Source organism: Okeania sp. SIO2B3, from assembly GCF_010672525.1.
GTDB lineage: Bacteria > Cyanobacteriota > Cyanobacteriia > Cyanobacteriales > Microcoleaceae > Okeania.
Window position 1 is genome coordinate 1 of record NZ_JAAHGH010000023.1, and the last position, 22,901, is coordinate 22,901.

Annotated in this window: 13 protein-coding genes; 7 read left to right on the forward strand and 6 right to left on the reverse strand. The window is 36.4% G+C overall.

The features are described 5' to 3' along the window. Window positions 1-1,086: 1,086 nt before the first annotated feature. Window positions 1,087-2,544 (forward strand): folate/biopterin family MFS transporter, encoded by a 1,458-nt coding sequence (locus tag F6K15_RS17740; protein WP_293062877.1) that lies wholly within the window; start codon window positions 1,087-1,089, stop codon window positions 2,542-2,544. A 475-nt stretch (window positions 2,545-3,019) separates the two neighbouring features. Beyond that, on the forward strand, window positions 3,020-4,486 hold the full coding sequence (locus F6K15_RS17745) for a carotenoid oxygenase family protein (protein ID WP_293062878.1): 1,467 nt from the start codon (window positions 3,020-3,022) through the stop codon (window positions 4,484-4,486). A 148-nt stretch (window positions 4,487-4,634) separates the two neighbouring features. Here F6K15_RS17745 and F6K15_RS17750 read toward each other — a convergent pair whose 3' ends face one another. Then, complete coding sequence (locus F6K15_RS17750) at window positions 4,635-5,408, reverse strand: hypothetical protein (RefSeq protein ID WP_293062879.1); 774 nt, start codon at window positions 5,406-5,408, stop codon at window positions 4,635-4,637. A gap of 15 nt (window positions 5,409-5,423) precedes the next feature. Beyond that, the gene (locus F6K15_RS17755) at window positions 5,424-7,916 is read right to left on the reverse strand and encodes a hypothetical protein (protein WP_293062880.1); all 2,493 of its coding nucleotides are present in this window, start codon (window positions 7,914-7,916) and stop codon (window positions 5,424-5,426) included. Window positions 7,917-8,891: 975 nt separating this feature from the next. On the opposite strand from F6K15_RS17755, the gene F6K15_RS17760 reads away from it, so the two are divergent. Further along, complete coding sequence (locus tag F6K15_RS17760) at window positions 8,892-9,245, forward strand: Dethiobiotin synthetase (protein WP_293062881.1); 354 nt, start codon at window positions 8,892-8,894, stop codon at window positions 9,243-9,245. A 579-nt stretch (window positions 9,246-9,824) separates the two neighbouring features. Here the strand turns inward: F6K15_RS17760 and F6K15_RS17765 are convergent. Then, on the reverse strand, window positions 9,825-10,736 hold the full coding sequence (locus F6K15_RS17765; protein ID WP_293062883.1) for a class I SAM-dependent methyltransferase: 912 nt from the start codon (window positions 10,734-10,736) through the stop codon (window positions 9,825-9,827). A gap of 86 nt (window positions 10,737-10,822) precedes the next feature. Between F6K15_RS17765 and F6K15_RS17770 the strand changes: the two genes are divergently transcribed. Continuing rightward, window positions 10,823-10,948, forward strand: coding sequence for a hypothetical protein (locus F6K15_RS17770; protein WP_293062885.1), 126 nt, complete (start codon window positions 10,823-10,825; stop codon window positions 10,946-10,948). Window positions 10,949-11,281: 333 nt separating this feature from the next. Here the strand turns inward: F6K15_RS17770 and F6K15_RS17775 are convergent, their stop codons facing one another. The 3 genes from F6K15_RS17775 to F6K15_RS17785 form a co-directional block, all read right to left on the reverse strand. Beyond that, entirely contained in the window at window positions 11,282-12,349 is a 1,068-nt protein-coding gene (locus F6K15_RS17775; RefSeq protein ID WP_293062887.1) for an ABC transporter permease, read from the reverse strand. Window positions 12,350-12,921: 572 nt separating this feature from the next. Then, window positions 12,922-14,046: an AI-2E family transporter gene (locus F6K15_RS17780; protein ID WP_293062889.1), complete on the reverse strand. Its 1,125-nt coding sequence runs from the start codon at window positions 14,044-14,046 to the stop codon at window positions 12,922-12,924. Between the two features lie 861 nt (window positions 14,047-14,907). Next, entirely contained in the window at window positions 14,908-15,756 is an 849-nt protein-coding gene (locus F6K15_RS17785) for an Npun_R2479 family HD domain-containing metalloprotein (protein ID WP_293062891.1), read from the reverse strand. Between the two features lie 237 nt (window positions 15,757-15,993). Here F6K15_RS17785 and F6K15_RS17790 point away from each other — a divergent pair, with 237 nt between their 5' ends. From F6K15_RS17790 to F6K15_RS17800, 3 genes are all read left to right on the forward strand, one after another. After that, the gene (locus tag F6K15_RS17790; protein ID WP_293062892.1) at window positions 15,994-17,985 is read left to right on the forward strand and encodes an efflux RND transporter periplasmic adaptor subunit; all 1,992 of its coding nucleotides are present in this window, start codon (window positions 15,994-15,996) and stop codon (window positions 17,983-17,985) included. A gap of 678 nt (window positions 17,986-18,663) precedes the next feature. Then, complete coding sequence (locus tag F6K15_RS17795) at window positions 18,664-22,032, forward strand: efflux RND transporter permease subunit (protein WP_293062893.1); 3,369 nt, start codon at window positions 18,664-18,666, stop codon at window positions 22,030-22,032. Window positions 22,033-22,155: 123 nt separating this feature from the next. Further along, window positions 22,156-22,326, forward strand: coding sequence for a hypothetical protein (locus F6K15_RS17800; protein WP_293062894.1), 171 nt, complete (start codon window positions 22,156-22,158; stop codon window positions 22,324-22,326). Window positions 22,327-22,901 lie beyond the last annotated feature (575 nt).

Sequence of the window (22,901 nt, forward strand, 5' to 3'; positions counted from 1 at the left end):
CCCAGCTATCCCTTATAAGGAACTCCTGAAACCCTTGTAGGAGGGTGGGGAGAGGGGGAGGAGGGGGAAGAGGGAGAAGAGGGGGAAGAGGGGGAAGAGGGGGAAGAGGGGGAAGAGGGGGAAGAGGGGGAAGAGGGGGAAGAGGGGGAAGAGGGGGAAGAGGGGGGAGTAAGAATTTTGTCTACAGTCCTCACTTATAGTGTATTTTTCAATACAATTTTCTCCCGAAAAAGCCGCTTCCAGACTTACCCATAACTTGTCTTTTTTGTCTACGTTTTATCTTAAGAAAGATGTTTATAAAGCATAGCCCCTCCCAGGAGGGGAACTAAGGAGACAGAATTTTAGAACAAAATCATAGCTGCCGCGATTGAGTAATCATGTATAGCAAGTATTTATACTTAATTATTTACTCGGAATTTGATCGACGAAAAAAGTAAAAAAGTCAGGACTTACGCAAAGACACTGTATATAGAGTCCAGTAACTATTGGACAATAGTTATGAGTACTATATATAGTATATCTGCGTAAGTTCTATTGGTTTTTGTTGTGGCGATCACTATAGATATAGATAGTGTGAATCTATAGATTGATGTTTTTTCAACTATAGCGCCTGGGTTTTTAGATTTTAGATTAGTTTTTGTTGTGGCGATCGCTATAACTTGAATTTCATACTTTTGATCTAAATAGGATTTACGCAGATACGCTATATATAGCGCTTAAAACTATTGTCCAATAGTCTTTATACTCTATAAATAGTGCCTTGACGTAAGTCCTGATAAATTGTCCTGTTATTGGCGAAAAATCTACGAAAAAGTAGCATTTAAAAGCCTTTCCTAACGAAATACTGCGCAAACAGGTGTCTAATATATGCACAAATTTTTCGGCTGATATAGCAATGAGCGCTGGTATATTTACAAATTACAGGAAAGGCCAAATAGCTAAAAGTCTTGTATGATAGGCAATTTATTCCCCCAGATGAGCTGTTGCTTTCCGGAGCTGTTGCCTGCGCACAGCGCTATAACTGATAGCTGATGGCTAGTTAAGATAAGATTATATTGGTTAAAAAATGTTAATAAGCGTTAACTGATGTTCATATCTTCTCAAGGCATAATCAAGCTCAAAGAATCTCTCAAACAGAGAGTATTTTTTGGCAATGAACCGACACCGGAACTCATGGCTATATTGCTTGTTTACTTCGTCCAAGGAATTTTAGGGTTGGGACGTCTTGCGGTCAGCTTCTTTCTCAAGGATGAATTGGCCATGAGTCCGGCTGAAGTATCGGCAATGTTTGGCGTTGTGGTCATACCGTGGATGATTAAGCCTGTTTTTGGGTTTATTTCTGACGGAGTGCCAATATTAGGTTATCGACGACGACCTTATATGATTTTTTCTGGGATACTGGGGGCATTTTCTTGGGTAGCATTGGCAAAGTGGGTACATACTCCATTAGCAGCTACAGGAGCGATCGCTCTGAGTTCTTTATCGGTGGCTATTAGTGATGTAATTGTTGATTCTTTAGTTGTACAAAGAGTACAAAAAGAATCTGTTAGTAGTACGGGTTCTCTACAATCTTTATGTTGGATAGCTGCAGCATTAGGAGGACTAATAACTGCTTATTTGAGTGGTTATTTACTAGAGCATTTTAGCAATCAAACTGTATTTTTAATGACAGCTATTTTTCCTTTGATTGTTTCTGTTGTAGCCTGGTTAATTAATGAAGAAAAAGTTACTATTGGGATTAACTTTGACAATGTAAAACAGCAAATTAAACAGGTAAAAATAGCTGTTACTAAAAAATCAATTTTATTACCAACTGCTTTCATTTTTCTTTGGCAAGCAACCCCTAATTCTGAGTCAGCTTTCTTTTTCTTTTCCACAAATGAATTAGGATTTCAACCAGAATTTTTAGGCAGGATACAGTTAGTAACAAGTGTTGCAGCTTTAATAGGTGTTTGGCTATTTCAACGCTTTTTTAAATCTGTTCCTTTTCGGCAAATTTTCGGATGGTCTACAGTTATTTCTGCTGTTTTAGGAATGACTACTTTACTGCTAGTTACTCATGCTAACCGCAGTATAGGTATCGATGACCATTGGTTTAGTTTAGGAGATAGTTTAGTGCTAACAGTAATGGGAAAAATTGCTTTCATGCCTGTATTAGTTTTAGCTGCCAGACTTTGCCCACCGGGAGTAGAAGCAACTCTATTTGCTTTATTAATGTCTATCTATAATTTAGCTCAATTAATTTCCCATGAAGGCGGCGCATTGTTAATGCACTGGCTCAAAGTTACAGAGACAAATTTTGATAATTTGTGGTTGTTAATAGTTATCACTAACCTATCTACCTTATTGCCATTATTTGTATTAAATTGGTTGCCCGCAGCTAATGCTCAAATGCAGGAAAATGAAAATATTAATTCTCTACCAGTATTAGAACCCGAACCTATCGGAACTGAAGTTGGCATCTCTAATTTTCTACCAGAATATTTACCAGAAATGGTGCCTAATACTGAAATTAGAAGTCATAATTCATCCGCCAAGAAATAAATTTCTTGGCTCAAAGCGGAAGTCATCTTTAGATGACTAAAGAGGACTAAAGATAGCTAATTTATTATGGCTAATTAATGAGACTTGATATAATACAGGACCGACGCAGAGACTCTACTTATCAAAATAACATGGGTCTAAAACCCCGCCTTTTAAGGTGCAATATTTTTGGAGCGGGGCTTAAATCCCCTACTTCCCCTCCTGGGAGGGGTTAGGGGTGGGTTAGCTTCTGACTTCGTTAAGGGGAGGGCGAATACCATTCGCCCCTACAAATTGTGTTTTCAAGGTGAATTTGCGTAAGTCCTGATAAAATCAATTATTCCACTCTTATTAATCTAATTCTTTCTCCCTTGTAAGGACCTTGCATGCAACTTCCCTACGACCTACTCCCTCTTTTCTGAATATTTCTATTCATTCCCTATTCCCTAAAAACATAAAATTTTGTACTTTCATCAACTCAATAACTACTCTAATTATGACAAATTTACAAATAGAAAAATCTACATCTTATACCCGTGAAGATTGGAAAAAAGGATATGAATCTCAACCTAATGAATATGATTATTGGATTGATGATATAGAAGGTGAAATACCAGCAGATTTGAATGGTACTTTTTTCCGCAACGGACCAGGTTTATTAGATATTAATGGTCAGGCGATCGCTCATCCTTTTGATGGGGATGGAATGGTTTGTTCTATTGGTTTTAAAAATGGTCGTGCCTACTTCCGAAATAGCTTTGTTAAAACTGAAGGTTATGTGGCAGAAAAAGCAGCAGGAAAAATTCTCTATCGAGGTTTTGGTGCTCAAAAACCAGGCGGTTGGTTAGCGAATATTTTCGATGTAAACGTTAAAAATTGTGCTAATACTGGTATTCTTTATTGGGGTAATAAACTTTTGGCATTGTGGGAACCAGGGCAACCTCATCATTTAAATCCCCAGAATTTAGAAACTATTAACCTTAGCGATTTAGATGGAGTTTTACAACCAGGTCAAGCTTTTTCTGCTCACCCCAGAATTGATAAAGGAAAGGATGGGAAAGGAGATGTTTTAGTTAATTTTTCTGTCAAACCAGGTTTGTCAACTACCATCACTATTTTTGAACTTAATAGTCAGGGAAAATTACTCAAACGCTACTCTAATTCTATTCCTGGTTTTGCCTTTTTACACGATATGGCAATTACACCAAATTACTGTATCTTTTTCCAAAATCCTCTTACTTTTAATCCTTTTCCTTTCTTCCTGGGATTGCAAAGTGCAGGTCAATGTTTGGAATTTTCACCTAATAAATCAACACAGGTTATTTTAATTCCTCGTGATGGTAGTAAAGCTATGAAAATTTTGGAAACGAAACCTTGTTTTATATTTCATCATGCTAATGCTTGGGAAAAGAATGGGGAAATTTATGTAGATTCTATTTGTTATGAATCTTTCCCAAAAGTTGACATGGGTGATGATTTTCGTGAATTAGATTTTGACTCAATTCCAGCAAGTCAATTATGGCGATTTAAGATTAATTTGTCAGAGAATAATGTAGAACATAAATTGCTTGAAAGTCGTTGTTGTGACTTTCCGAATCTAAATCCGAATAATGTGGGAAAAGCTTATCGATATTTGTTTATTGGAGTAGCAGAACAACCAAGTGGAAATGCTCCTTTACAAGCAATATTAAAGATTGATTGGCAAACAGGAGAACGTCAAATTTTTAGTGTTGCACCACGAGGTTTTGCGGGTGAACCTTTATTTGTTCCTTTTCCGAATGGGGTGAATGAAGATGATGGTTGGTTATTGATGTTGATGTATGATGCGGCGGAACATAGGTCAGATGTTGTGATTTTGGATGCTAGAGATTTGAGTAAGAAACCTGTGGCGAGGTTGCATTTAAAGCATCATATTCCTTATGGTTTACATGGGAGTTTTACACCTCATTATTTTGGGGAGTAAGTGTTAGGTTTTAGGTGATAGGTGGTAGGTGTTAGGTAAAAGAAAAGAATACACCAAAAATTATTTTTTCTTTGTAGATTTAATACTCCACTATCTACACAATATCTGGTTGAAGATTGGGTCTAGTTATTACAATTAGACTTTATCTTTAGCTAAGTGGACGCATTAATTCCTTGAGCAATGGTCGATTTCCTTCAAAAACATTTAAGTACATTGAATTACCACCTTCATCCCAGAAAACAGAGTAAGTATATTGACCATTCTTCCAGGTAATCTTTCGCTTTCTTAAATCTTGCTTTCCATGCTTCAAGAAAATGCAGTTGTTTGTAGCGTCACAGCCATAGTAAGTTTTTCCATTTTGAGCATCCGATCCTAATTTGATTTTAAAGTTGCCTGCGCGATAAGTTTTATCAAAGATAACTTTGTCAAATATTTCTTGTTTTGTTCTTTGATTAACCGTATTAGTTCTTGACTTATATGTAGGTCTTACATAATTATTACGAGTATTATTTGACCTACCTCTAGGTTGAGTAAAAGTTGGTGCTGGTCTCCTAGATGAATAAGTATTTCGTCTACGATTTGAACTATTATTAGAACAATAGCTGAACATCACCAATATTACAAATAAAGCCATAAAACCTATCCAGAGACGGTTATACCAGTAAATCCCACTTTTTAATAGTCTAGAAATTGCTTTTAAGTAATCATCTGAATCTGATTTATTCCAACTATCTAAAACAAATTCCATGTCAGTTTTGGATAGTTTCTGCTGTCTCAAAACTTCGGGTAATAAACTGCGAACTATAGGTTGATAGTTTGTTCCTTGACTTTCTTCATCAAAAAAAGCAACCCAAAATACTACAATTGGAATATATAGATTATTTAACCACTCTTGTGGCTGTTTTTTTTCCTGTACTCTCATAGTTTTTTACCATCTTTATAGATATTGGACTTCTTTTCTAGCAGCTTTAGCAAAAGCAACTAAAGCCTGTATTGCAATACGTTGAATTATTGGTTTACTCTGAACCAGAATCCAGGCATTCATAGATTTTTCAATTTTAGTTGGATGTCTAGATATTTCCTTTTCAATATCTTTATCCTCAACCTCTCCTCTTTCTCGTATTTCTCGTACAAAATTACCAAATTGTGTAAGATACATATCAGTTAACTTATTAACTAATTTTTTCTGTTCTTCAGAATTGAAAGTCGAGATTATCTCCTGTAATTCTGATTGAACCTCATCGAAATATTTTTCTGTCAAACAATAAATTGTATCAATTACACCTTTACGCACAACGAGATATTTTTCATACTCAAAACTTTCCTCCGAACGCAGTAAATTGAAAACTTCTTTTAACCGCTTCAACGCATCATTAACTAAGATAGGAGGTTCCTCATCATACTTAATTTTTCCGTAGGTTAGTACAACAGTTTGAAGCAAAGTATAATGATTAGTATCTTCCTCAGTATTTTGTTTTCTTACATTTTTTCTAACTTCACTATACCAACTATCAAGTATGTCTTTAACCTCCAAACGATTCTCTGGATAGTTGTAAGCATGGGCTAAACTTCTAGCAATTCCATCATTTAGACTTAAGCTACCCCGCCAATCCAAAAATTCTCTGTGCTTTTGTGTTATTTTTTTGAGCAGAAGCTGCATTTTTTCTTCTTTTAAATGCAAAGGCACTACCCAAAACATTGTATGATAACCAAAGTAATAATGAACCAAACGAAGTCTACTTTCTGATAATTCTTCAAGCCATTTATAGAAATCATCGGAAAGATTTTTACCTTCATAATATTCATAAATTACGTTACCAATAGTAACAGCTACAGTCGCTCCAATATAATCGTGTAAGTCTAGCTCTTTTCTGACATAATACAATTCCTCTTTATTCTGATACTTTTCTGATAACCCTATAATATTCTTTAAAGTCTTTTGTGTTTCTTGAACAACTTTACCTTTAATCTGGTCTACTTTATTTTTATTTTGCTGTTTTTCAGTTTCTTTCTGTTTAGATTCATCCTGACTTTCAATATTATCTCCCTCTCCTATTTTTTCATTAATCTGTTGACTTTGTTGAGCGTATTCTTTTTGTAAAGCAGTACCATAAAAGGACTGCAAAATTCTAAATAATTTCTCATTTTGATTTCCATCAGATTTCTTAGGGTTATACCAGCTAGCAATAATATTTGCGGCCACAGCTCGCACCTCTAAGTTTTTATCTGTAGCTAACTGTAACAAAGAACTATATACTGCATTAATAGAAATTAAACCTATACTGCTGAAAGTATTAGTAATTGCACTACGCAGTTTCTCACGTCGTATTGGATCGCCATATAAATCCCATTCTCCTGGAAGATAATTATTTTTTTCTGACGCAGACTCTTTAACAATATCAACTAATACCTCTAAAGCATTAATAATTTGCCTACGGTGAGTCTCCCACGCTATTTCAAAAAGTTTGTCACGATTTCCCAGAGATAGAATGTTTATTGAACGAATATCTGTTTTATAAGATTTCGTTTCGACAACTTTAAAACTATTAGAAACTCCTTCATATAAGTCATCATTTTCTTGAAAATCGAAGTAATTATCTCTAAGTTCCTCTAAGTCAGAATAATCAAGAGCTGCGAGAGATGGGTTTCGTTTCTGCCAAGCTTCCGTAAATACTTTTTCTAAGGCCGTAAATAGCTGGTCTTCAAACATACCGTTGAACAAGCTGATTCCCAATGCTAAAAGTTGTTGTCGGGGATCATCTTTTAAAATGTTTTGGAATAAGTTTCTAATAAATTTTTCGTCATTTTTTGAATCGCTGATTAGAGCATTAATATCTACATCTGTTTGTGGAGTTTCTGATTCTTTTGATTTTCTAGCAAATAGTTTTACAAACTGAAAAATATTGCCTAAAGTACCTAAATTATCCGCAATTGATTTAAGTGTTTGAGCATCATTTTTTAAGTATTCATTTATTTCTACTTTGAGATTTTCTTCGACGAGTTTCTTTTCAAGCTCATTGGCTAAAAAATTATTACCATAAATATCTTGAGGATTTATATCCGTTGGAAAAAAAGTGTTTTTGGCATTTTCACCTAGATGCCAACTAGAGAAACTTCTATCTGTGCTAAATAAAACCCAATGTGGGAGTAATTTAGCAATTTCGTAAATATGTTGTAAACTACTATTAATGTTTTGAGGTTCAATATCAGTAAAAACAAAAATAGTAGGATGTTTTGTATTTCTGAGTTCTAGTTCTAAATCAATAATTTGTTGACTTGAACTACGTCTCCAAACTTTAATAGATATATCAACTTGAGCATTAGTTTGATCGGAATCAGTTTTTTGAGAATCAATTTTTTTAGCAATGCAATAAGCAAGCTGTAAAAGTAATTCATTTTTATTAATTCCTCCCAGTTCACCTCCTAACACTAATATTTTCTCTTCTGTTAGTTCAAGGAAGTCTGGTTTAATTTCTGGTAATTCTTCAACCTGGGATTCTAAATATTCAAAACTTATCTCATTAAAATGGGTTTCTCCAACGTTCTGAAAAACATCATGTTCAAACTGTACTATTGTCCATAGTATAGCCCTTCCATTGAATTGAAGTTATGCACCCTACCTCTATGAATATCCAGTTTAGCTTAACAAAATGAATTTTGTCAAAATTAATTGTATTTCTGTTGCTGTTTATTGGAGTAGTAATTAAAAACTAAAAATAAATATTTAATTGTTAATTATAAAATTCAACCGTATCACTTTTCGATTTAGTGCAGTAGATATTAGGCAGAAAATATGGAAAATTAAAATACTCAATATCAACCAGGTATAAACTGTTTTTTCAGTCTAGCGATCGCTCTACTATTTCTCAGAAACTAATATTAAGCAGCAAAGGTAAATTGAGTTGAAAAATACAGCAATATTCTGTCCGGTTATACAAAAGATTGATATGAGTTTTTGTTGGGTTCGCTCTCGCTTAACCCAACCTACAAATTACTCAGAAACTAATATTAAGTAGCAAGGGTAAATTGAGTTGAAAAATATCGCAATATTCTGTCCGGTTATACAAAAGATTGATATGAGTTTTTGTTGGGTTCGCTCTCGCTTAACCCAACCTACAAATTACTTATCATAATCCATTGCTTGCCCCTTTTATTGAGAAATTTGTTGTTTAGCAAGTCTGGCTACTTCTACTAATTTATTTTGTGTTCTCTGAAAAGATTTATCCCACTGTAATTCATCTTCTAAATCAGCAATATATTCCCGTAAATGCTCAATAATTTGCTCCTGTTGTGCATCAGAAAGAGATTCTCAAATTTTAACAACCGTTGCTATATTTTCCCGTGACATTTTTGCTTTAAGTGGTACAACTGAAATAAATATAGTTGAATCATACTAATTATTAATATGAATTACGAAACTGCCCGTCAATTTCTCATCGATCAAGGAACAGCTTTAGAAACTAAAATTAATCCAGATGCTTTCCTCATGCGTCTCGAACAAGGTAAACCTCCTATTCCCGGCCAAGCAACTAATATTTTGTTAGCTCTAAAAATCTCTTTTGAAATGTTACAAGGAGACCCCCTTCTAGACCGAGAATTGGTTGCCGGATTATATTTATTAGCAATGGAAAGCCTGAAATTATTTGAAGCTGGTAGACGAAAAGGAGTAATGTGGCCGCCACTTTTAAAAGAAGATATTGAACGAATTTCAATTGCGGTGAAAAATATCTTTTCTGGAGTTTGGCCTCAAGGTAATTGAAGAAGGAAGAAGGAAGAAGGAAGAAGGAGGAAGTAGATAGGGACTCAAACCCTAAAAGAAGGAAGAAGGAAGGAGGAATAAGGAATAAGTGGATGGGGACTCAAACCCTAAAATGAGGAAGAAGGAATAAGTGGATGGGGACTCAAACCCTAAAAATTTGTAAACATCGTGTAGATGGCAGAATATTACCGAATAATTAATTAATTAATAATTAAATAATTCTGGTTTAAAGCCTCCCCTTTTAAGGGGAAAACAAAGAAATAATATTTCCTTATATTCAATTCCGTAACGGTTTTAACCAGAGGTAATTATCAATTATCCATTATCAATTATCCATTAATGAAAGCGCTTTTCAAATTAATGAACCACATCTTCACATTTCAAATCTTGTAGTGACGTTCCATGGAACGTCCCTACTGTGGTTTACCCAAATGAAAGCTTCTGTAAACTCAAAAGAAAAAGATATAGCAGTCGAAGCAAAAGTTAGGAAAGATCGAGAATCTCTAAAACTCAGACAACGCAATATTTTTCCTTCTTCTTTCTTCCTTCTTCCTTCTTCCTTCTTCCTTCTTTCTTCTGCTATACCCTAGCAATAACTGTACGATGACGATAAGTATTACATATTATTTTGGGAGCCATAAAACCAGCATCTATCAATTCTTTTTCAATATCTAAAGTGAAATATTCATCCAGATAAGGTTCCGTACTTTTCAACAAAGTAAAAACATAAGGTTTCATTGTGGCATAAACTTCTGATTTAGGATTCATATCCATAATTGCAATATTGCCGTTCGGACGTAATAACCGCCTTGCCTCCCGAAATATTTTTCTAGTAGCAGTTTGTGGTAGTTCATGACAGACTAAAGAGATAGAAACTAAATCAAAAGAAGCATCAGGCAAACCAGTTTCTTCCGCAGCAGCATGAACCCAATTAATATCTAAATTTTGTTGTTGGGAACGATATAAACCAACTGCTAAAAAATAAGGTGATAAATCTACCCCTGTCAACTTAGCTTCTGGGTAAACTTTTTGTAGAGGAAAAGTATTTAATCCCACACTACATCCCAGGTCTAAAATATCATTTGGTGTAGGAATTTCTGCTTTGAGAATATCAGAATAAGTCTGACGAAATTTAGCATCTCCAGCAATACCTAATTCCGGCCAAATACTCGCATGAACTGCTAAAGATGCTGCTTCTACTTCTGTTGCAGCTTCCCAACTCATATTACCTTTTTCATAAGCATGAAATGAAGTAAGGTAATATTCTGGATAAATCAAATTAGGATTATTTACTATTTCCCATTCTTTATTCCAATTACGTTCAGAAAGTTCTTTTGCTTGTTTGCGCCAAGGTACACCAATTTTTTCTGCACGTTTAATAATCATTTTTCGTGCTTGAGTTTTAGCAAAATTAGCTAGTGGTTTAATGGATAGAATTCTATTTACTAATTGTGTCGCTATATCTGATCTAGGTTTTAAAGTAGTAGTCATTTCAGTTATCAGTTATCAGTTATCAGTTATCAGTTATCAGTTATCAATTATCAGTTAGCCTCCTATGGGAGAAACTTTCCTACAGAATGTTACGCAAACATCATATTTTATCCTCAAAAAAATTGTTTAAATTGAAGAAAGAAGAAAGAAGGAAGAAAGAAGAAGGAAGAAGGAAAAAAGAAAAAGTGGGTGGGGACTCAAACCCCAACTAATTGTAAATACCATGTGGACGGCGAGGTATTAAACCCTAAAGAAAAATTTATCTTTTTCTATTCTGCCAATCATCAGATTTATAGCAGGGAACAGGGAAAAGCCAAATAAATTTAAGATGTAGTAGACCGACACAGCTAGAATAGTGCGTTACGACGGATTGTTAAATGCCTTTCACAATCTAGATTTTAGCCGTCTAACTGAGCCTACAAATTTTGCACTGACTCCTGTAGGGGCGAATGGCCATTCGCCCCTACTTCCCCTCCTGGGAGGTGTTAGGGGTGGGTTGACTCCTGACTCCTAACTCCTGACTCCTGACTCTTGACTCCTGAGAATTACCTTTGTAAATTTCTTGGATCTAGAGCATCTCGCAACCCATCTCCTAATAAATTAAAGGCTAATACTGTCAAAATAATCAATAGTGCTGGTGGCCATACTAACCATGGTTGTAATACTAAGATTGAAGCGTTGGTGGCTAAAGATAGCATATTTCCCCAAGATGGGTCTGGTTGTTGAATGCCTAAACCAATCAAACTTAAAACTGATTCTGAGATAATAAAGCTAGGAATGGCTAAGGTGGCTGAGATAATTATGTATGTTGCAGTTTGAGGCAATACATGACGGATGATGATGTAAAAAGAATTTGCTCCCATTGCCCTCACAGCTTGGACAAATTCTTGTTCTTTTATGGATAGCACTTGTCCACGAATTACTCTTGCTAACCCTGCCCAACTAATAAATGAAGTAATAGCAACAATTAATAGAAATCTTTGAGCGCTAGTTAAACTAGGTGGTAATACGGCAGCTAATGCTACTAATAAATAGATACCTGGAATTGTCATTAATACTTCAGCAAAACGCATCAAAATACTATCTACTAAACCACCAAAATAACCAGAAATTCCTCCAATAATCATCCCTAGAGGAAAGTAAATCAGAATACCTACTAAGCCAATAAATAGACTAATACGACCGCCAAAAATTAGGCGACTAAATTGGTCTCTTGCTTGTTCATCAGTGCCTAATATGTTAAATTTTGCTTCACCTATACTGCCAAATAAATGTCGATCCAAAGGCAAGATGCCAAACAGTTTATAGGGTGTTCCTTTAACAAATAAACCGAGAGGGGATGGTTTATCTAACTCTACGTTTAATTTACGAAGTCCAGTTTCTAAATCTACTGGTCCTTGAGTTGTGGGATAAATATGGGGTCCAATAAAATCACCTGTTTGGTTTTGCCAATAAATTTTAGTGGGTGGTAATAGGGAACCATTAGTTTGAGATGCGTAGGGGTCATAGGGGGCAACAAAATCAGCAGCAATTACTACTATGTAAAAAATTAATAGTAATAATGCACCAAATCTTGCTAGAGGATTTTTTTTAAGATTTTTCCACCATTTCATATTTAAGAAGGAAGAAGTAAGAGGGAAGAAGGAAGAAGGAATAAATTTAATAAGTTAATCAAGTTGCACTGATTAACCACAATATAATAAAGATGGCATACTTGGCGAACTTGCCTTGGCAACTACATCCAAGCCCCCGCGCATCCCCCGCGCATTGGGGGACTAGACCAAGCAAATTGACTATTGTTCCCCCCATGCGTTGGGGGGCTAGGGGGGCAAATTTCAATCCTTGGCAAACTTGCCTTGGCAACTACATCCAAGCCCCCGCGCATCCCCCGCGCATTGGGGGACTAGACCAAGCAAATTGACTATTGTTCCCCCCATGCGTTGGGGGGCTAGGGGGGCAAATTTCAATCCTTGGCAAACTTTGCTTGGCCAATACATCCAAGCCCCCGCGCATCCCCCACCCATTGGGGGACTTGTTAGAAGCAAATTGACTATTGTTCCCCCCATGCGTTGGGGGGTTAGGGGGGCAAAATTCAGTATCAAAAAACTTTTCAGATAGCTAATTTATTATGGCTAATTAATGAGACTTGATATTAGACAGAAGCTAGGAGATAAAAAGGAAAAATTTAAGGAGAAATTTTTTGATTTAATTGTTTTATTTCTATTTCTGAGAATTCATGTTCTTCATCCATAGGATTATAAAAGAAAGAACCTGTTTGGGGTGGTAATTTTGGATTTAGTACAACTTCTACAATACTTTTTAAAACTCCAGTGAGTGGAATTGCTAATATTACTCCCAAAAGTCCTCCTATTTTACCACCTAATAGTAATGCTGCAAAAATAATTACTGGGCTAAGTCCGGTTAAATTACCCATAATTCTTGGGGCAACTATATTATCTTTAATTTGTTGGAGAGCGATCGCCACAATCAACACTTTTAAAGCTAACCACCAATTAATAAATGTTACTATACTTCCTACAGTGCCAATACCTAAAGTTGCGCCAATAAATGGAATTAATTCCATGACACCTATAAATACTGCAAATAGTAGAAAATAGGGAACACCAAGAAACCAAAAAGCAAAAGATAAGGTAGTTGCCATAAATAAACCTAATAGCAACTGTCCAGAAACAAAACTTTGCAGATTAACTTCTAGGGATTTTGTAAATACATCCCGTACTTTTGGCACAATAATACTTGTCAGATTATCCCAAACTCTTTCTCCGTCTAAGAGCATATAAAAAGAGATTACTAAAATTAAGATTAAGTCGAAAAACCAGTTAACTGTTCCTAAGACCAAACCCAAACTGGTAGTAGCGATCGCTTGTATTTGTTCTTGGGTTTCTGCTAATAATTGTTGTTGCCAAATACCGACATCGAAGGGTAAGTTATTATTTTCACTCCAGGTTTGAAATTCTGTTAATTGCCATCTGGCAGATTCTAATAAGTCGGGAAATTTCAACCACAATTGTCGAGCTTGGTTAAGAACTGGTGGAACAATAGTTAGACCGATAAATAATATTATTAAGGCAGCGGTTAAATATACTAAACCTGCTGCCAAACTGCGGGGCAAAATTTTTTGTAGTTTAGACACTGGATAGTTTAATAAAAATGCCACTAATCCTGCTGTAATTATAATACTAACTATTTCACCTACATAACTAATTGCTTCGATTGTTAACCATCCTGCTACTAATAACAATAACCATGTAATTAGAAACTGTTGAATAGGTGAAAATTTGACATTCATAAAGTCGTTCAATAATTAATAATTAATAATTAATAATTAATAATTAACAATTACCTCTCCTTTTAAACGGATTAGGATTGACTCAAAGGAAAATTTTTCGTAAGCATTCAGCTATTAGCTGACCGCTAATAGCTGAATGCTTACAATTTTTCTTTTTATCCCCTTAAAAGGAGAGGTTTCATACCACAATTTTTTGGTAATAGCTTAGGCAGCTTCAAAATTTATGATATTCCTGTTTTGTAGAATTCTAGCGTATCACAAATTACTTGACACTGATTATTGGAAATAGTCACCTGAGATTTTTGTCTGTGAAAATTTTCAATATTATCTAAACACATAATTTTTTCCGTGAGAAAGAAAGTATAAAAGTCGAAGAAAAGGGCGCGGAAATATCAAAAGTTTAAAACTCAGACAAAACAAGATTTTTCCTTCTTCCTTTGGCTATATAAGATAGTGTTGAAAAAATTAAAATGTTTAGAGGTAAAGGTTTTTAACATTTAAGTAATTAGCCGATAATAACTGGATTTAGTATTAGAGATATTTTCTTTTTCTTGTTGCCGAAAAATCGTAGTCTAAGGTTTCCCCTTTTAAGGGGATAAAAAAAGAGAATTCCGTATTTCAAGCCTCCTTATTGCAGAGGTACTGATAGCGTAGCTCCTCCGTTAGGAGGCTAACTGATAAATAAAATTACTTATTTCAACAAAATATTATACCAGTTGAAGGAAAATTTAGGAGATATCAAAAGCTTAAAACTCAGACAAAATAAAATTTTTCCTTCTCTGGTAGATAAATAATTGCCTAGATAACTAGATGTCTTCTTCCCTCTTCCCTCTTCCTTCTTCCTTCTTCCTTCTTCCTTCTCTAAACAGCAACCTTATTAGATAAAGGGTCATGCTCTATTACAAATACATTAGAGTAAAGGTTAGCAATAATTTGCTTACCTTGCTGTGTTAGAGACAAATATTTCAGAGCATTTTTTACATAAGGATGAACTCCTTGCCAGAAAAACTGCGGATAATTATCACGCAGATCGCTAGGATTTTTATACCCTACTTTTCCATTAAAACCTGTTTCTTCAAATTCATAATATAGAGAAGAAATTTTATTGAGATAGCGGGGGTCGCTTAATTGGCCAATTAAATCTGCTGCTCTTACTAAACCAGGATAATTAACAGTATCTTGATGATCTGATTCTTTCGGAACAGGAAAACGCGTTAGCTCAATATTGTACTTAATTATTTCTACATCAATTAATTTGTGACCGCCAAATCTTTCATTAATAAATAATTTTGCCCGGTCCACATGATAAGGAGTTAAACTAGCATCTGTACAACCTAATGGCAAATTAACCATTTCATCTCCCTTACCCGTAGCGTACCATCCTTTTTTGTCTTTCTGACAAACTCCTTTTACATATCCAATATCATGGCAAACTAAGGAAATAATATAATGTAACCAATCTTCGCAGGCAACTCCTCCTTCTCGAATATGTTTTCCCCGTAGAATTTCTTGGCCGACAAGAGTTACCAGAATTGTATGTTCTACATTATGGTAAAGGGCATCGCTATTGGCAATATTTTCTAGTGCCATATTTCCTGCCCAACCAATAATTTCTTCGTAGTTAGACTTATAACCGCCGTAAGTACGACGGTAGCCATCTTTTATTTTTTCAACAAATGAATTAATTAATACTTCAGTGGCATTAAACATTTTTTTTTCTTAAATTTGTTTTGATTGTTTAGACTTTTTTAAATATTGTAGTTGTTTAAGTTATTTTTTGGTTTCTTACGTCATTTATTTTTACTTAATATTATAAATAGTGCTAAAGATAATGAGACAAAGAAACCAAAATCAGGGTCATTTTTATCTCCTGTTACTTCATGGTTTAAAGAAATCTAACAAAACGATAATTTTTCTTTACAATATAATTGTTGAGTGGTGATGGAAATGGGTGAAAGTAAATTGAGAAATAAAATTATACCAGAAAATATACTAAAAAAGCAAGATAGCGATCGTCTAGACAACTCTCATCAAGCCGAGAGCTACAATATAAATACTCTGAGTATCTATACTCAAAAAGAGGAAGAGGAAGACGAAGAAATCATTAGTGATAATGCCGCATTTCCTCCCCAGAAAAATAGAGTTAGATGGCAAGGATTAATTGTTGGTATTGGCATCGGTGTAGTTGCTAGTGTGGTAAGTATGCAGTTAGTTTCTGGACAAAAGGAAAACTCTGGGAGTGAAACTATTCCGGGAAATTCTCCCGCACAAACTGTTACAAATGCGGTAGAAAATAACTTGGCTCCTACTATGAGTGTCACAGTAGCGGCCGTAGAATTAGCAACAGTAGAACGTACCTTTGATGCCACAGGTGATGTTGTTGCCTTTGATCTGTTGCCAGTATTACCACAGGCGACTGGGTTACAAATTCAACAGGTATTGATAGAAGAAGGAGACAAAGTCACTTTAGGTCAGGTGATGGCAATTTTAGATGACTCTGTTTTGAAGTCGCAAATTAACCAGGCCAAATCTCAAGTAGAATCTACTAGCAGTGGAGTAAAACAAAGAAAAGCTGCTTATAGCAAGGCTAAGGTTGGGGTAGAGCAAGCAATTGCTGCCCGCGAACAAGCTGAAGCTGACCGCGACCAAATTAAAGCTGCTATTACTCAGGCAAAAGCAGGTACAGATGAAGCGATCGCTGGTTTGAAACAAACAAAAGCAAGTCGAGATGATGCTCTTGCTGCGTTGAAACAAGCACAAGCGAGTCGCAATGATGCTATTGCTGCCTTGAAACAAACACAAGCGAGTCGCAATGAAGCTCTGGCATCTGTAGCTCAAACTGAAGCTAAGTTAGCAGAAGCAAAAGCTAACGAAGAACAAGCTCAAAGAGATTTTGAGCGATACCAAACTCTGGAGTCAGAGGGGGTTATTAGTGCTCAAGAATTGGAAACTCGTAGCACTGCTGTGAAAACTGCTAGGGAAGGAGTGCGAGTTGCTGAGGCTAATATTGATAGTGCTAAAGCTAGAGTTGAAAGTGCTGATGCTAACGTCAGTAGTGCTGAAGCCAAAATTGAAATTGCCGATGCCAACGTTAGTAGTGCTAAAGCCAAAGTTGATATTGCTAGCTCAAATGTTAGCAGTGCAGAAGCGAGAGTTGAAAGTGCAGAAGCAAATGTCAGTAGTGTCATGGCTCAACTACGCAGTGCAGAAGCAAAAGTTAGTAGTGCAAGTGCGAATGTAAATAGTGCCCAGGCAGAAGTTGACAGCGCTTTATCAAATATTGACAGTGCTATGGCAAATGTTAACAGTGACAAAGCTCGCGTAGAAGAGAGAAAAACTCAGTTAGCACAGACTTTAGTCCGGGCACCAGCAAATGGCATCGTGGCGGAACGAATAGCTCGCGTTGGTGATGTTACTTCTGGCAGTAAAATGTTGTTTTCTATTATCAAAGATAATCAATTAGAACTACAATTAAAAGTACCAGAAACTCAATTAGCGCAAGTAAAAGTTGGCAAAAAAGTTCAAATTAGTTCTGATGCTGATAGTCGGATAAAAATGTTAGGAACAGTTAGAGAAATAGCGCCATTAGTTGACCAAGAAAGTCGCGAAGCTACAATCAAAATTGACCTACCTAAAAGTGATTTATTACGACCAGGAATGTTTTTGCGGGCAACAATTACAACAGCAACTAATCAAGGGTTAAAAGTTCCGGCAAAAGCAGTATTACCTCAAGCAGATGGAAAATCTATTGTTTATGTTTTGGGAGAAAATAATCGAGTTAAAGCCGTGCCTATAGAAGTAGGAAAAATCCTGAGTAAAAACAGCGATTTAGCTAATGCTAAAATTGAAATAAAAGAAGGTTTAAAATTAGGCGATCGTGTAGTTGTTGCAGGTGCTGGTTATCTGAAAGATGGAGATATTGTAAAAGTAATTGAATAAAATTAGTAAATTTTGGATTTTGGATAAAATTTAATAACAATAAAAAAATGTACTTTATAGGTTAGTTGATTTCCATATTTCCACCTTTTCTAAATAACTATAATTCAACTAAAATAACGGCGTTGCTGAATCTAGGAATGAATTTTTGCCGAACAGCTAAAACACATCTTTATTCTTCCTGCTTTGCTTGCTTAAATATACTCAAATTAACTCCCTATTATTTCTTCCTTCTTCCTTTTGACTTTTGACTTTTGACTTTTGAATTAATTACTTCTTACTTTTGATTTTGGAATTAATTACTTCTTACTTTTGACTTTTGATTTTTGACTTTTGAATTAATTACTTCTTACTTTTGATTTTGGAATTAATTACTTCTTACTTCTTACTTTTGACTTTTGAATTTTGAATTAATTACTTTTGAATTAATTACTTTTGAATTAATTACTTTTGATTTTGGAATTAATTACTTCTTACTTTTGACTTTTGACTTTTGAATTAATTACTTCTTGCTTTTGATTTTGGAATTAATTACTTCTTACTTTTGACTTTTGACTTTTGAATTAATTACTTCTTACTTTTGACTTTTGATTTTGGAATTAATTACTTCTTGCTTTTGATTTTGGAATTAATTACTTCTTCCTTTTGACATTTGACTTTTGACTTTTGAATTAAATTACTATGTCATTTCATATCTCAGCTTGGTCAATCAAAAAACCAGTTCCTACCATTGTGATGTTTTTAATCTTAACAATAGTAGGATTAATGTCATTTTTCCAATTAGGAATAGATGACACTCCCAACATCGATGTTCCAGCAGTATCAGTCACAGTAACTCAACAAGGAGCAGGTCCCACAGAACTAGAAACTCAGGTAACAAAAAAAATAGAAGATGCTGTAGCGGGTTTGGGAAATATCGATAAATTAACCTCAAAAGTAACTGATGGAGTTTCTAAAACCACCATCAATTTTGACTTAGGAGTAGATAGCGACCGCGCCACCAACGATGTTCGCAATGCCGTTACCGAAATACGCGAGGACTTACCTGCAGATATCAACGACCCTATTGTGAAAAGAGAAGAATTTATTGGAGGCGGTCCGATAGTTACCTACGCTGTAACCTCAGATAAACGTTCAGTCGAAGAACTCAGTGAACTCGTTGACAAAGAAATTAGTCGTGCCATTCTCGGTGTTTCCGGTGTTGCCCAAATCAACCGTATTGGTGGAGTAGACCGAGAAATTCTGATCGAACTCAACCCAGACCGACTCGAAAGTCTTGGCATTACTGCTACTCAAGTCAACGATCAAATTCGCGCCCTCAACACTAATATACCCGGTGGACGCTCTCAAGGTGGAGGCACAGAAAAAAGTATTCGTACCCTTGGTAGCACTGACACGGTAGAAGCATTAAAAGAATATCGAATCATCCTACCCTCTGGTGGAGCAGTACCACTGTCCAGTGTAGGTGCAGTTATCGATGGTTTTGGCGAAACTAGACAAACAGCTTGGTTAGTAGAAAAAAATAGTGAGGATGAAACTCAGGGTTTTGCACAAGACTCATCAATAAAAAACACTCCCCAGTCAAATAAAATTGGTAAACCAGTTGTTGCTTTTGGCGTACTCCGCAGTACAGGTACTACCCTGGTGAGTGTAGAAAAAGGTGTGCGGAAACAAGTTGCCCAACTGAAACAAACATTACCAGAAGATATAGACTTAGAACTAATTTTTACCAAGGCAACAGATATTGAAGAATCCTATCAAGCATCTGTAGACGCTCTAATTATTGGTTCCATTCTCACTGTTGTAGTTGTCGGTGTATTTTTACGAGATTGGCGTCCAACTCTAGTCACGGCAGTAGCATTGCCATTATCAATTATTCCCACCTTTTTAGTAATGCAAATGTTAGACTACACCCTCAACGGGATGACCTTGTTAGCACTAGCATTAGCCATGGGAAACTTGGTGGATGATGCCATCTGTATGATTGAGAATATCGACCAACATATTAAGATGGGGAAAAAGCCATTCCAAGCTGCTTTGGATGCGTCAGCAGAAATTGGTTTGGCTGTGGTAGCAACAACTGCAACTATTGTGGCAGTGTTTTTACCTGTGGCATTTATGGGTGGAGTGCCCGGTCAATTTTTCCAGCCTTTTGGCGTAACGGTAGCAGTTTCGACGATGTTTTCCACATTGGTTGCTTGCACTATGACGCCAATGTTAGGAGCGCGGTTGTTGAAGCCAAAACAGTCTCAAAGTTCCTCATTTTTAAATGATAAAGTGGGAGTCGAACATCACAAACAACCAAAAAATCGTCCCTATAATAACTTATTAACTTGGGCACTGCGCCATAAAATTACTACTTTAATTATTGCATTAGCTTTCTTTATTGGTAGCTTGCAACTGGTGCCACTAATTCCTAAAGGGTTAATGGGTTCTGATGACAATGCTGTAAGTACAGTTTTCCTAGAATTACCTCCTGGATCGACTTTGTCTGAAACTGAACAAGTTGCTCAACAGGCAATGCAATTATTAGAGCAAAATTCGATTGTCACCAGTGTGTTTGCTGATGTTGGTAGTAGAGGAAATAGTGAGTCGGTAAATGAGGGCAAGTTGTATGTGAATATATTACCCAGGCAAGAGCGGGAGATTTCCCAAAAGGAGTTTGAACAACAGATGCGACCTCTATTTCAGGATATTCCGGGGGCGCGGGTGAGTTTTGGTGGTGGAGGTAGAGGAGGTGGTAATAAGGATTTAACCCTGATTCTGAAGAGTGAAAATGCAACTGCTTTGAAACAAACGGCAGATGCTTTGGAAGCGCAAATGCGAGAAATTCCTGGTTTGGTGGATGTGACTTCCAGTGCGAGTTTGGTGAAACCGGAGATTTTGATTAAACCATTACCTGCTAGAGCTGGAGATTTAGGAGTTTCCGTACAGGCGATCGCTCGTACAGCTTCATTGGCGACTTTGGGAGATAATGATTCAAGTTTAGCTAAGTTTGATTTGCCAGACCGTCAAATTCCGATTCGAGTGCAGTTGGCAGAAAAATTTAGAAATGACTTGGATGCCATTAAAAATTTACGCATTCCTAGTCAAAATGGTGGGTTAGTGCCATTGTCGGCAGTGGCTGAGATTACTATTGGTAGTGGGCCTGCTGAAATCAATCGTTTTGACCGCTATCGTCAGGTTTCCTTGGAGGCAAATTTACAGGGAATTTCTTTGGGAGATGCAGTAGAACAGGTGAAAGCATTGCCACCAATGAACCCACTACCAGAGGGTGTTACCGAACAGTCTGACGGTGATGCCAAGATTATGATTGATATCTTTACTGGATTTTTAGGTGCTTTGGGGTTTGCAGTGTTATGTATTTATGCAATTCTGGTATTGCTATACAATAATTTTCTTTATCCAATGGCAATTTTGGTAGCGTTGCCGTTATCTATTGGTGGCGCGTTGTTGGGGTTATTGGTGATGCAGAAGGAATTGGGTTTGTTTGCTTTAATTGGCATTGTGTTGTTGATGGGGTTGGTGACAAAGAATGCAATTTTGTTAGTAGACTGTTCGTTGGCAAATGAAAAGGAAGGAATGTCTCAGTTTCATGCAGTGCGAGAGGCAGGTATTTCCCGGTTGCGACCAATTTTGATGACCACGTTTTCTACTATTGCTGGAATGTTACCCATCGCCTTAGAATTAGGAGCAGGAGGCGCAGAAAGAAGTCCCATGGCGATCGCTGTGATAGGTGGATTTTCGACTGCGACATTGTTGACGTTGGTGGTAGTACCTGTGTGGTTTACCTATATTGATAATTTTATGCATTCGCTACAGAAATTGTTCCGGGGTAAGGAAACTCGCCCGCAGTTAGATGTTTCTGTTAATGGCAATGGGAAAAGTCGGAATGGATCGAAAAAGGATTCTGGCGTTGGTAAATTAGGGTATGATATTAATCTTAATTACTTAGGAGTCAACCCACCCCTCGCCCCTCCCCCACCCACCCCTAACCCTCCCAGGAGGCGAGCTAGGAGGGAGAGTCAGGAGGGAATAAATAAGGAATAGAAGGAGAAAGTTTTTTGTTTGCTAGCGCACAACGCACGTTAACGCGGAGTGCGCAACGGAGTTCTATCCCGCTCTTATCCGGACATGATATCATATCAAATCTGGTAGCATCGGTGTAATTAGATGAGGAGATGGGGACCCAGTCCTAACCCCTCCCAGGAGCGGAATGTGGGGAGATGGGGAGATGGGGAGATGGGGAGATGGGGAGATGGGGAGATGGGGAGATGGGGAGATGGAGACCCACCCCTAGCCCCTCCCCCTTTCAGGAGGGGAATATTGAGAAATATTTGGTAATGCTTGAAGATGAAACATTTTTTTAGACCGAATTATATCAAATCCGTTGGCTTCGGAGTAATATAATTCTGTTGATCGTCATACAATGTGTAAGGGCGAATGGCCATTCGCCCCTACAGTTCTTTCAATACTGAATAACACCGATGCTACCGGATTTGATATTAAACGGATTTGAGATCATATCATGTGCCCCCTCTGGGGGAGCTACGCTAACGGATAAGAGCGTGATCAAAAAACTTGATCCCTTTTAACTTTTTCTTCCCTTCTGCCTTCCTTCCTCCAAAGTGTAAGTATTTAACCAAACATCATATCATACCTCTTTTCACCAACGTCAGGATTCTATAATTCATCAAAAACGGCATTGGCAAGAATTTTTCACAGGAATTTACGGATGATTCAACTGCATTAAGAAAAAAATATTTACTCTACAAGGAATTGATGTTCAAAGTATGAGCGATCGCTCATAACAAAAGTATAAATTAAATTAATAGCGATCGCTCATACAATTTATTTTCAAGTCCCCAAATAACCTCTTAAAATTTGATAATATTGCTCAGGTAAAGATAATCTTAGTG